Source organism: Streptomyces sp. NPDC091682 (assembly GCF_044756625.1).
Taxonomy (GTDB): Bacteria; Actinomycetota; Actinomycetes; order Streptomycetales; family Streptomycetaceae; genus Streptomyces.
In genome coordinates this window covers 84251-95821 of record NZ_JBIVTH010000003.1, presented here as the reverse complement: position 1 = coordinate 95821, position 11571 = coordinate 84251, and the positions used below count along the sequence as shown (strand labels likewise).

General features: G+C 69.3%; 11 protein-coding genes and 1 pseudogene. 10 read left to right on the top strand and 2 right to left on the bottom strand.

Annotated features, from left to right (window positions below):
- Positions 1-95: 95 nt before the first annotated feature.
- The 4 genes and pseudogenes from ACIQK6_RS08480 to ACIQK6_RS08465 form a co-directional block, all read left to right on the top strand.
- Positions 96-212: pseudogene (locus ACIQK6_RS08480) on the top strand (hypothetical protein); the annotation flags it as partial.
- 201 nt (positions 213-413) lie between these two features.
- A complete protein-coding gene (locus ACIQK6_RS08475; RefSeq protein ID WP_402694554.1) occupies positions 414-2051 on the top strand; it encodes a polymorphic toxin-type HINT domain-containing protein in 1638 nt (545 codons plus the stop codon).
- A gap of 798 nt (positions 2052-2849) precedes the next feature.
- On the top strand, positions 2850-3095 hold the full coding sequence (locus tag ACIQK6_RS08470; RefSeq protein ID WP_329097759.1) for a hypothetical protein: 246 nt from the start codon (positions 2850-2852) through the stop codon (positions 3093-3095).
- Positions 3096-3335: 240 nt separating this feature from the next.
- Positions 3336-3953: a dihydrofolate reductase family protein gene (locus tag ACIQK6_RS08465; RefSeq protein ID WP_329097757.1), complete on the top strand. Its 618-nt coding sequence runs from the start codon at positions 3336-3338 to the stop codon at positions 3951-3953.
- A gap of 78 nt (positions 3954-4031) precedes the next feature.
- Here the strand turns inward: ACIQK6_RS08465 and ACIQK6_RS08460 are convergent, their stop codons facing one another.
- Complete coding sequence (locus tag ACIQK6_RS08460; protein WP_329097754.1) at positions 4032-4400, bottom strand: hypothetical protein; 369 nt, start codon at positions 4398-4400, stop codon at positions 4032-4034.
- A gap of 132 nt (positions 4401-4532) precedes the next feature.
- Between ACIQK6_RS08460 and ACIQK6_RS08455 the strand changes: the two genes are divergently transcribed.
- A complete protein-coding gene (locus tag ACIQK6_RS08455; protein ID WP_329097752.1) occupies positions 4533-5474 on the top strand; it encodes a DMT family transporter in 942 nt (313 codons plus the stop codon).
- A 63-nt stretch (positions 5475-5537) separates the two neighbouring features.
- Here ACIQK6_RS08455 and ACIQK6_RS08450 read toward each other — a convergent pair whose 3' ends face one another.
- Positions 5538-6551, bottom strand: a complete 1014-nt coding sequence (locus ACIQK6_RS08450) for a Gfo/Idh/MocA family oxidoreductase (protein ID WP_329097750.1) — start codon at positions 6549-6551, stop codon at positions 5538-5540.
- A gap of 281 nt (positions 6552-6832) precedes the next feature.
- On the opposite strand from ACIQK6_RS08450, the gene ACIQK6_RS08445 reads away from it, so the two are divergent.
- Genes ACIQK6_RS08445 through ACIQK6_RS08425 form a run of 5 tightly spaced genes read left to right on the top strand, consistent with a single transcriptional unit; the run spans position 6833 to position 11556 of the window.
- Complete coding sequence (locus tag ACIQK6_RS08445; protein WP_329097748.1) at positions 6833-7813, top strand: substrate-binding domain-containing protein; 981 nt, start codon at positions 6833-6835, stop codon at positions 7811-7813.
- A complete protein-coding gene (locus tag ACIQK6_RS08440; RefSeq protein ID WP_402694553.1) occupies positions 7810-8853 on the top strand; it encodes an ABC transporter permease in 1044 nt (347 codons plus the stop codon). The genes ACIQK6_RS08445 and ACIQK6_RS08440 overlap by 4 nt, the downstream gene beginning before the upstream one ends.
- Positions 8820-9800: an ATP-binding cassette domain-containing protein gene (locus tag ACIQK6_RS08435; protein WP_402694552.1), complete on the top strand. Its 981-nt coding sequence runs from the start codon at positions 8820-8822 to the stop codon at positions 9798-9800. The genes ACIQK6_RS08440 and ACIQK6_RS08435 overlap by 34 nt, the downstream gene beginning before the upstream one ends.
- A complete protein-coding gene (locus ACIQK6_RS08430) occupies positions 9797-10969 on the top strand; it encodes an ROK family glucokinase (RefSeq protein WP_329097742.1) in 1173 nt (390 codons plus the stop codon). The genes ACIQK6_RS08435 and ACIQK6_RS08430 overlap by 4 nt, the downstream gene beginning before the upstream one ends.
- Entirely contained in the window at positions 10966-11556 is a 591-nt protein-coding gene (locus tag ACIQK6_RS08425) for a hypothetical protein (RefSeq protein WP_329097741.1), read from the top strand. Before ACIQK6_RS08430 ends, ACIQK6_RS08425 begins: the two co-directional genes overlap by 4 nt.
- Positions 11557-11571: the final 15 nt, after the last annotated feature.

The following is an 11571-nucleotide window of genomic DNA, read 5'->3' as shown; positions in this document are numbered from 1 at the left end:
GTGCCAAGGACAGCAGGGCCCGCCTCTACACCTGCGACGGCAGCAACGAACAGAAGTTCACCTCCAGGCCCGACAAGACCCTCTACAACCAGGCCACGGGCCAGTGCGTCACCGTCCCCAACGACGATGCCGCCGACGGCAACGACCTCCACATCTACACGTGCGTCGCCGGGTCCGCCGCGCAGCAGTGGGTCTTCGGCGGCAGCGGTAGTTCGTACATCTACGACGCCTCCGGCAACCGGCTCATCCAGGAGACCGGGAGCAGTCGCACGCTGTACCTCGGTGAGGCCGAGGTAACGGTCAACCTGGCCGGCCAAGCCGTCGACGCCGTCCGTTACTACACCGGCGTCGGAGCCACTACCACCGTCCGTCAGACCAAGGGCAAGACCACCGGCCACGCCCTGACCGTCCTGTTGAGCGACCGCCAGGGGACCGCCACCACCATGGTGGAACAGGCCGCGGGCCAGAAGGTCACCCACCGCAAGGCCGACCCCTACGGCAACCCCCGGGGCGCCCAGGTCGGGAACTGGGCGGGCCAGCGCGACTTCCTGGGGACGGGCACGGACGACAGCGCCACCCGTCTCACGCACATCGGCGCCCGCGAGTACGAACCCGCGAACGGCCGGTTCATCAGCGTCGACCCGGTCATCGACATCACCAACCCGATGCAGATGAACGGGTACGTGTACGCGAACGGCGACCCGGTCAACCAGATGGACCCCACCGGGCTCGAAAGCTGCTTCCCGAACTACTGCGCAGGTACCAACGGCACCTACGGGGACTACAAGGAGGAGAACGACCCCGAGGTGGAACGGCAGCGGGTCTCGGGCGGCGGGGGCTCCAAGGGCAACGCGAAGGGCGACGCCAAGAGCGGTACCAAGAGCACCGTCAAGCTGGTCCTCGCAGGAAAGCCCCTTCCCACCGAGGAGGAACTCCTCAGGCAGGGCTTCTGGCCCACCCGGACCTACCAGGAGAACCTGAGGCGCTGGGCGAACGGGCACTGCTCATCCACCGGCGCCAGAGACAGGCAAGACTTCTGCGACGCGGCGAACAGAATCGGCCTGACGAGTCCCAGTGGCGACTGGATGGAGGCGCTGGGGATCCGAAACACCTGGGAGTGCATCAAGGACCCGGGCTGGAACAAGAACTGCGGAATGGCCGCGGTGGACGTGACGATCACGATCGCCGGAAGTTTCATCGGCAGGGCCGCGAAAGCGGCAACGGCGGGCAGGGCGGTCACCGGAGCGGTGGTGCACGACGCCGTCGATGTGGCCATCGCCTGTCTGCGCCACAACAGCTTCACCGAAGACACGCTCGTCCTGATGGCTGACGGCACCACCAAGGAGATCGACGACGTCGAAGTCGGCGAAAAGGTTCTCGCCACGGACCCGGTGACGGGAGAGACCACGCCGAAAACGGTCACCGCCGAGATCCTGACGAAGGATGACAAGGAATACGTCGACCTGACGATCGGAGCCGGAGAAGCCGAACCTGTCATCACGACAACAGCGCACCACCCGTTCTGGTCGATATCTGCAGGTGCCTGGGTCGATGCGGGTGACCTTAAGGCCGGAATGACCCTGCGGGCGGACGACGGGCGCGCGGTCACGGTTTCGCGAACGCATTCCTACCGTGCGGACCAGGCGACGTACAACCTGACGGTTTCCGACCTCCACACGTACTATGTGCTGGCGGGGGATACTCCGCTGCTGGTCCATAATTCGAATGGACTTTGCGGAGTTGGCGATTTCCGAGGTGGTGACACCTTCTACCACACGATGCCGACCGCTAAGGGTGACGTCGAAATGCTGGCAGGCGTGAAAATCGATGGAACGAAGTTGCACTTGTCTGACGTGGCCGTCTACGGGACGGGTGACATGGCGCGTGGAGCTCTCGACTCATCCGCAGTTCTTAGAGAGTTGAGACCTACGATTGCCCCGGCGGCCGCACAGCAGGGGTTCACGCATCTCCGTATCACGGCTGTAAGATTGAGTGGGAATGTTGGGCATCAGGTGGATATGACGCTTGACCTGAGTAGATACGCGAAATAGGGGGTTGGGTATGGTCGCGCCGCGGAGCCTTGGCGAAGTACTGCACCGTGAAGTGCCGCTTGTTCGAAACGGGAAGACTTTAGAGTCTGTCCTGACCGATCTCCGTAGTGAGGGATTTAGTGTCATCGACTGCATTAGGGTCGTAATGGCAGTAGGTTCCTGCGAACTTCCTGAGGCGAAGAGGATCGTGCACGAGTCTGCGGCTTGGTCGGATCTGAGGCAAGCCCATGAGGCTGCACACGAAGATCTTGCGCACCGGGTATCTGAAGAAACCGACTGATCGTCAGAAGCCCCGCCAGATTCTATTTCTGGCGGGGCTTCTACGGTGTTTGATGGAACGTCAGGCCTACGACCTGCCCGAGCTGCCGGGCCAGCGTGCGGCCCGCCCACGGGCAGGCTGGAATTTACTGACCAGGGAAAACGTGCGTGGCGGCCGCTCGGCGCGCACGCCTACTATGATCTTGCCGAGTCGACGCTGGTCTTGGTGCACAATGAAAATGGCTGGCAGGTGCCGGATGACTTCGTCATCGTTCGCGGGGGTGAGAGGCCGATGCCCGGTGCTGGCGAAGGCTTCTCCGGCGCAATGGGTACCTCGGTTTCTGAGGCGGGTGCCGGCGTTCCGCATGGCAAACTTCGCGCAACAACGGCCGAGGAAATTCGCGCAGCTGGTGGCACCGTGGACTATGCACCCGAGCCAATTAGGGGCGAAGGGTCGCCGCTCAACTACAATCACGTGAATGTGACACTTGGTTGCCTGCAAACATCTCGTGGGGGCCGTCTGATGTTACTGGAGGTCCGTTGGATGAAGTGCTTGCTGCTCTGAGGGGGATTTTCTCTGACCTTCGAGTCGAGCGGCTGTCAGTTACTTGGCCAGCCGATGACGATAACGTGTGGTTCATTTCCCGTGAAGGTGGCGCGGAAATGCAACTGGATTCGCGCGAAAATGGCCAACTGCCATTTCTGCTAGAATCCGACATCTCGATGGTTGAGGTGGACGATGCTGGCCTCGCTGTCGAAACCCTGACCGCTTGGTTGCGTGGCTGAAACATTTCTGAAGGGCCCCACTGTGAGGTGTTGCAGTGGGGCCTTCGGAGTTTTGGAGGCTTGTCCATCGATGAGGTCGGCCGCCCCGCTCTGCCGCGCACGGTCGGCCAGGGTCTCCCGGCCGGGCGTTTCCTCCAGTCAGTCGGAACGGACCGAACGGTCGTGCGTGGCGGCGCGATGAGTTCTGACGGGGGCGGGAGTCTGAACCCGTAGGGGCCATCGAGCGAGGAGCGCAGAGCCATGGGGAAGCTGACACTGACCACCTTCGTGACGCTGGACGGCGTGATGCAGGCGCCCGGGGGGCCCGACGAGGACCGCAGTGGCGGGTTCGAGTACGGGGGATGGGTCGCGCCGTTCGCCGACGAGGGGATGGGGGAGTTCGTCACCGAGGTGTTCGGGCGGGCCGGGGCGTTCCTGCTCGGGCGCAAGACGTACGAGATCTTCGCCTCGTACTGGCCGGAGCACGACGACCCCGCCGACCCGATCCCGGGCAAGCTGAACCGGCTGCACAAGTACGTGGCGTCGACCACGCTGAAGGAGCCGGCCTGGGGGCCGGTCACCGTGCTCGACGGGGAGCACCTGCAGGGCGAGATCGTCCGGGTCAAGGACGCGCTGGACGGGGAGCTCCAGGTGCACGGCAGCGGGCAGCTCGCGCAGTGGCTGCTGGCCCGGGACCTCGTGGACGAGCTGAACCTGCTGGTCTTCCCCGTGGTGCTGGGGGCCGGTCGCCGACTGTTCCCCACCGGCGGGCTGCCGACCGCCTATGAGATGACGAAGTCCGCCACGACACCCGCCGGGACCGCCGTCCACACCTACCGGCCGACGGGGCGGGCTGCCTTCGGCACGATCGGCGATTGACCTCGAGCTGCGCCGCGCACCGGGCAGAGGCCCGCGCGCGGTCCGTCGTACTGTTCGTCCCGGCTGCCGGCCATGCCGCTACCGCGGGTCCAGGGCCAGCTGGACCACGCGGCCCTCGCGCAGGACCAGCAGGTCCGGGGACTCGTGTTCGTAGAAGCGCAGGCGACCGACCGGGCCCGGCGGGCGGACGTGGGGGGCCAGGAGGAGCAGGAGGTCCTCCAGCTCCGGGAGCTGCTCCTCGTGGACCTCCTGGCGGGCGGTCAGCGCCCAGCCGCCGCGGTCCGTCGGTGCGAACTCGCCGACGAGCATGCCGCCGACCCGCCACGCCGGGCCCCGGGTCGAGAGCAGTCCGTCCCCCGTCAGCTGGCGCCGCACCTCCGCGAGCACATCGTCGGGCGTGGTGTCGAGCAGGTCGAACGCCAGATCGAGGGCGTAGAGATCAGCCATGGGCCCGATGCTACGGGTCCCGGGGCGCAGGCCAGGAAAGGGGTCGCCCGGCATGATCGGCTCCGGTACGGTGTGCCCGCACCCGTGCGAGCCGCCGACGTCTCCACCCCCGATGAGCCGTGGAGACCTCCGTTGACCGTGATCTCGCCCGCCCTCGAAGCCGCCCCGCGCCGGGCCTGGTTCGCCGATCTGCCCGTACTGGCCGTCGCCGTCGTCTGGGGCGGCAGCTACCTCGCGGCCAAGGGCATCACCACCACCCACACCGTCGTCGCCGTGCTCGTGCTCCGGTTCGCGCTCGTGCTGCCCGTGCTCGTCGTCGCCGGGTGGGCGCGGCTGCGCGCCCTGAGCTCCGCCCAGCTGCGCGGCGCCGGACTGCTGGGCCTCGTACTCGGCGGGATCTTCCTCCTGGAGACCTACGGGGTCGTCCACACCTCCGCCACCAATGCCGGGCTGATCATCAGCCTGACGATGATCTTCACCCCGCTCGCCGAAGCGGCCGTCAGGAAGCGGGCGCCCTCCGCCGGTTTCCTCGGCGCGGCCGCCCTCTCCGTCGCCGGGGTCGTGCTCCTCACCCAGGGCGCCGGCTTCACCGCGCCCAGCCTCGGGGACCTGCTCATCCTCGGCGCCGCCCTCGCCCGGACCCTGCACGTCCTGCTCATGGCCCGCATCGAGGCCGTCCAGGACGCCGACTCGCTGTCCCTGACCACCGTGCAGCTCGGCGCCGCCGTGCTCGTCTTCGCACTGCTGGCCGCCGTGCCCGGCACCGGCGCGACTCCCTGGGCCGCCGCCGCGGACTTCGGGGCCGCCGAGTGGGCCGGGCTCGCGTTCCTCTCCGTCTTCTGCACCCTCTTCGCCTTCTTCGTGCAGATGTGGGCCGTGCGCCGCACCTCGCCCTCCCGGGTCAGCCTGCTGCTGGGCACCGAACCCCTGTGGGCCGCCGTCGCCGGCATCGCCATCGGCGGTGAGGAGCCGGGGCTCCTCGGCTACGCGGGAGCCCTCCTGGTCCTCGTCGGCACCGCCTGGGGGCGGCGCGCCGTGACCCCCGCGCCCGGAACCGCCCCCGCCACCCCCTGAGCGTGTCCGGAAAGCGCCGCAGCCGACGCTGATCATCGGCCGTACTGTGGCCCCGTGCCCCCCTTACAGAGCCGGCAGGTCCGGGAGCTCCTCCAGCCGTACCGGGCGTCGCTCCCGGCGCGAGATTTCGCAGGCCGCCGCGATCCGGAACGCCGCCAGCGCCTCCCGGCCGTCGCACGGGTTCGGCCCTTCGCCCCGCACCAGCTGGACGAAGGCAGCCAGCTCCGCCTCGTAGGCCGGGGCGAAACGTTCCAGGAAGCCCGTCCACGGCTTGCTCGCCGGGGGCGGGCCATGCGGTTCGGTGGAGGCGATCGGGGTCCTGTCGTCCAGCCCGACGGAGACCTGGTCCCGCTCCCCGGCCAGCTCCATCCGCACGTCGTACCCGGCGCCGTTGCACCGGGTCCCGGTCGCCGTGACCAGGGTCCCGTCGTCCAGCGTCAGCACGGCGGCCGCCGTGTCGATGTCGCCCGTCTCCCGGAACAGCGCCGGACCCGCGTCCGACCCGGTCGCGTACACCTCGACCACCTCGCGCCCGGTCACCCAGCGGACCATGTCGAAGTCGTGCACCAGGCAGTCCCGGTACAGCCCGCCGGAGGTCGCCAGGTACGCGGCGGCCGGCGGGGCAGGATCGGCCGTCATCGTCCGGACGGTGTGCAGCCGCCCCAGGGCGCCCGAACGGACCAGCCCCCGGGCCGTGCCGTAGCCCGCGTCGAAGCGGCGCATGAAGCCCACCTGGAGCAGTCCGCCCGAGGCCGAGACCTCCCGCAGCGCGGCGAGGGTCCGGTTCAGGTCCGGGGCCAGCGGTTTCTCGCAGAACACCGGCAGCCCGCCGCGGACCGCCCGTACGACGAGGTCCGCGTGCGCCTCGGTCGCCGACGCCACCACCACCGCGTCCACGCCCCAGGTGAAGACCTGTTCCACGGAGGGCGCGGCGGTGGCCCCGAGCCGGTCGGCGAGGCGCGCCGCCCGCCCGGGGTCGGCGTCCGCCAGCAGGAGCGAGCCGGCTTCCGGATGGCGGACCAGTGCCGCTGCGTGGAAGGACCCGATCCGGCCCGTTCCGATGAGCCCGATGCGCATGCACACAACCTGACCCCGTCGGCGGAACCTGTCAATCCGCCCGCGCATGTCAACCTGCCCGCGCGTGCCCCGATGACCCTTCATGGTCGACTGTGGCGGATACTGAACGGCTGGACCGGAATGGAGCCGGAATGACCGGATTGATGACCGGCTCGACGGCCGGCCGGCCGGACGGACGGCCGGACCGACGACCGGACCGACGACCGGCTCGACGACGGACCGAATTGGTGACGAGGGAAGGGCGCGGCGACGTGGCTAGGGTTCGGACAGGGGTACGCGTCGTGGGCGCCGTGCTCGCGGCGGTACTGGGGGCCTCGCTCGCGGGCTGCAGCAGTACGGGCGGCAAGCGCGCCGAGGAGCGGGCGAAGGCCGCCGCGGCGGGCCGGCCGGCCGTCTCCACCCCGCGCTGGACCTTCGCGATGATCACGCACGCGGGCGACGGCGACACCTTCTGGGACATCGTGCAGAAGGGCGCCAAGGAGGCCGCGGCGAAGGACAACATCAACTTCGTCTACGCCCATGACGACCAGGCGCAGCAGCAGGCGCAGTTCGTGCAGAACGCCATCGACCAGAAGGTCGACGGGATCGTCGTCAGCCTGGCCAAGCCCGAGGCCCTCAAGGACGTCCTCGGCAAGGCCGTCAAGGCCGGCATCCCGGTGATCACGGTCAACTCCGGCTCCGCACAGTCCGCCGCGTACGGGGCGCTGACCCACATCGGCCAGGACGAGGAGATCGCGGGCGAGGCCGTCGGCACCGAGCTGAACAAGCGGGGTCGGAAGAAGGCCGTCTGCGTCCTGCACGAGCAGGGCAACGTCGGCCACGAGCAGCGCTGCGCCGGCGCGAAGAAGACCTTCTCCGGGACGATGGAGAACCTGTACGTCGAGGGCACCAACATGCCCTCCGTCCAGGCGGCGATCCAGGCCCAGCTGCAGGCCGACCCCTCCGTCGACGCCATCGTCACCCTCGGCGCACCCTTCGCGCCCACCGCGGTCAAGGCGAAGGAGGCGGCCGGCAGCAAGGCCGAGGTGGACACCTTCGACCTCAACGAATCGGTCGCCCGCGACCTGAAGTCCGGAGCCCTCGGCTTCGCCGTCGACCAGCAGCCCTACCTACAGGGCTACGAGGCCATCGACCTGCTCTGGCTCTACCGCTACAACGCCAACGTGCTCGGCGGCGGCCGCCCCGTGCTCACCGGACCGCAGATCGTGACCGCCGACGAGGCGGGCAAGCTGGAGGAGTACATCAAGCGGGGCAGCCGATGAGCGCGGCCGCACCCGCCGACGGGCGCGACGAACGGCTCGCCCCCACCTCCACCCTGCGCAAGCTGCTCGCCCGCCCCGAGCTGGGCTCGGTGGTCGGCGCCGTCGCCGTCTTCGTCTTCTTCTCCATCGCCGCCCCCACCTTCCTACAGGCCTCCAGCCTCAGCACGATCCTCTACTCGGCCTCCACCATCGGGATCATGGCGGCCCCGGTGGCCCTGCTGATGATCGGCGGCGAGTTCGACCTCTCCGCCGGCGTCATGGTCACGACCTCGGCGCTGGTCAGCTCGATGTTCAGCTACCAGATGACCGCCAACGTCTGGGTCGGCGTCGGCGTGTCCCTGCTGGTCACCCTGGCCATCGGCTTCTTCAACGGGTTCATGCTGACCCGTACGAAGCTGCCCAGCTTCATCATCACGCTCGGCACCTTCCTGATGCTGACCGGCCTGAACCTCGGCTTCACCAAGCTGATCACGGGCACGGTCTCCACCAAGACCATCGCCGACATGGAGGGCTTCCCCTCCGCCCGCGCCCTCTTCGCCTCGCAGTGGACCATCGGCTCGGTCACCCTCAAGGTCACCATCCTGTGGTGGCTGGCCATCGTCGCCGTCGCCACCTGGATCCTGCTGCGCACCCGCGCAGGGAACTGGATCTTCGCCGTGGGCGGCGGGGCCGACGCGGCCCGCGCCACCGGCGTGCCCGTCGTGAAGACCCGCATCGGCCTCTACATGGGCGTCGCCCTGTGCGCCTGGATCTCCGGACAGCACATCCTCTTCTCGTTCGACGTGGTCCAGTCGGGCGAGGGCGTGGGCAACGAGTTCCTCTACATCATCGCGGCCGTCATCGGCGGCTGCCTGATGACCGGCGGCTACGGCTCCGCCATCGGCTCGGCGGTCGGCGCCTTCATCTTCGGCATGACCAGCAACGGCATCGTGTACGCCCAGTGGAACCCGGACTGGTTCAAGTTCTTCCTCGGCGCGATGCTCCTGCTGGCCACGCTGCTCAACGCATGGGTCCGCAAGCGGGCGGAGGCGAGCAAGTGAGTACGACCGACAGGACCGAGCAGCCCGCGGCCGCTCCCGGAGCGGGCACCGCCCTGGTGAAGCTGACCGACGTCAGCAAGTTCTACGGGAACATCCGCGCCCTCCAGGGGGTCTCCCTGGAGGTCTCGGCGGGCGAGATCACCTGTGTCCTCGGCGACAACGGCGCCGGCAAGTCCACCCTCATCAAGATCATCGCGGGGCTGCACCGGCACGACGCCGGCACCTTCGAGATCGAGGGGGAGGAGACCGTGCTCGCCAACCCGCGGGCGGCCCTGGACCACGGCATCGCCACCGTCTACCAGGACCTCGCCGTCGTCCCGCTCATGCCCGTCTGGCGGAACTTCTTCCTCGGCTCCGAGCCCACCAAGGGCCGCGGCCCCTTCCGCCGCCTCGACGTGGAGCTCATGCGCGAGACCACCCGTACCGAGCTGCTGCGCATGGGCATCGACCTGCGCGACGTGGACCAGCCCATCGGCACCCTGTCCGGTGGCGAGCGCCAGTGCGTGGCCATCGCCCGCGCCGTGTACTTCGGGGCGAAGGTCCTCGTACTCGACGAGCCCACCGCGGCCCTCGGCGTCAAGCAGTCCGGAGTGGTCCTCAAATACGTGGCCGCCGCCCGGGACGCGGGCCTCGGAGTGGTCCTGATCACCCACAACCCGCACCACGCGTACCTGGTCGGGGACCGTTTCGTCCTCCTCAAACGGGGCACCATGGCCGGCAGCCACACCCGCGACTCGATCACGCTCGACGAGCTCACCCAGCAGATGGCGGGCGGCTCCGAGCTGGAGGAACTGAGCCACGAACTGGAGCGAGTGGCAGAATCAGGGGAAGGCGCCCCACGCGCCACGGCCGAGACGGACGGCGCAGCCGGTCGGAGCGGCCGTGCCGACGAGGCCGCCCGGACGCCCCGAACCACCGCACCCAAGAGGGACGACACGACTCGATGAGCACGTACCGGGACTTCACGCTCACCCACCGGGGGTCGGCGCGAGGCACCGTCCTGCGGACCATCGGGACCCGCGAGCGCCGGTCGCACCTGACGGCCCCGCGCGTCCCCACGGTCGGCATCGACATCGGCGGCACCAAGGTGATGGCCGGCGTCGTCGACGCCGACGGGATCATCCTGGAGAAGATCCGCACGGAGACCCCGGACAAGTCCAAGAGCCCCAAGGTCGTCGAGGACACCATCGTCGAGCTGGTGCTGGACCTCTCCGACCGGCACGACGTGCACGCGGTCGGCATCGGGGCGGCCGGTTGGGTCGACGCCGACCGTTCCCGCGTGCTGTTCGCACCACACCTGGCCTGGCGCGACGAGCCCCTGCGCGACGCGCTCCAGTCCCGGCTCGCGGTCCCGGTCATGGTCGACAACGACGCCAACACCGCCGCCTGGGCCGAGTGGCGCTTCGGTGCCGGACGCGGCGAGGACCACCTCGTCATGATCACGCTCGGCACCGGCATCGGCGGGGCCATCCTCGAAGGCGGCCAGGTCAAGCGCGGCCGGTACGGGGTCGCGGGCGAATTCGGCCACATGCAGGTCGTCCCCGGCGGTCACCGCTGCCCCTGCGGCAACCGGGGCTGCTGGGAGCAGTACAGCTCCGGGAACGCCCTGGTCCGCGAGGCCCGCGAGCTGGCCGCCGCCGACTCCCCGGTCGCGTACAACATCATCGCCAAGGTCGGCGGCAACGTCCACGAGATCACCGGACCGCTGATCACCGAGCTGGCCCGCGAGGGCGACGCCATGTGCGTCGAGCTGCTCCAGGACATCGGCCAGTGGCTGGGCGTCGGCATCGCCAACCTCGCCGCCGCCCTCGACCCGTCCTGCTTCGTCATCGGCGGCGGCGTCAGCGCCGCCGACGACCTGCTGATCGGCCCGGCCCGGGACGCCTTCCGCCGCCACCTCACCGGTCGCGGCTACCGCCCCGAGGCCCGCATCGCCAAGGCCCAGCTCGGGCCCGAGGCGGGCATGGTGGGCGCCGCCGACCTCGCCCGGCTCGTCGCCCGCCGCTTCCGCCGCGCCACCCGCCGCCGGGTGGAGCGCTACGAGCGGTACGAGCGCTATGCCCAGCAGCTGGGCCGGCGCGACCCCGCAGTCCCCGAGGACCAGGAAAAACAGTGACCCCGCCCACCCTGCCCCACCAGGCCTCCGCCCCCGACGCCGAAGGCACCCCGACGCCCGCCGTCGAGGACCGCAGGCACGTCGTCAAGCGCCGCTGGATCACCGCGATCATCATCCTGCTCCTGGTCGGCGTACCCGCGGGCTACCTGGCGATCTCCACCCAGCAGAGCCGTGAGAGCGGCCGCGACAAGGCCGCCAAGGTCGGCGCGTCCACGGTGCGTCCCGGCTGGCCCTCCAAGGTGCAGCGCAGCATCTACGAGGTCCCCGTCCCGGACAAGGCCTGGCGCGTCGGGTTCCTGGAGACGAACAACTGGCGCACCAGCCGGCTGTACGTCCAGTTCGCGGTCACCCCGCCGGAACTGGACGGCTTCCTGTCCTCCCTCGGCATCAGCCGGGAAGACCTGACCCCCGGGGTCTCGGTCTCCGCGCACGACACGTCGATCGCCGGCTGGGACTGGAAGCCGCAGACCCCGTGGCTGGGTACCACCCTCGAACAGGACGACCCGCGACCCACCCGGGACATCACCGTCGACCTCACCGACCCCAAGGTCTCCAAGGTCTACGTCGTCTCCTCCACCACCCCGTGACCCGCCCCGGCGCCC

Excerpts from the sequence above, each read along its gene's own strand:
- ACIQK6_RS08465 (WP_329097757.1), top strand. The coding sequence starts at position 3,336 with ATGGGGAAGCTGACACTGACCACCTTCGTGACGCTGGACGGCGTGATG.
- ACIQK6_RS08460 (WP_329097754.1), bottom strand. The coding sequence starts at position 4,400 with ATGGCTGATCTCTACGCCCTCGATCTGGCGTTCGACCTGCTCGACACC.
- ACIQK6_RS08450 (WP_329097750.1), bottom strand. The coding sequence starts at position 6,551 with ATGCGCATCGGGCTCATCGGAACGGGCCGGATCGGGTCCTTCCACGCA.
- ACIQK6_RS08440 (WP_402694553.1), top strand. The coding sequence starts at position 7,810 with ATGAGCGCGGCCGCACCCGCCGACGGGCGCGACGAACGGCTCGCCCCC.
- ACIQK6_RS08435 (WP_402694552.1), top strand. The coding sequence starts at position 8,820 with ATGGGTCCGCAAGCGGGCGGAGGCGAGCAAGTGAGTACGACCGACAGG.
- ACIQK6_RS08430 (WP_329097742.1), top strand. The coding sequence starts at position 9,797 with ATGAGCACGTACCGGGACTTCACGCTCACCCACCGGGGGTCGGCGCGA.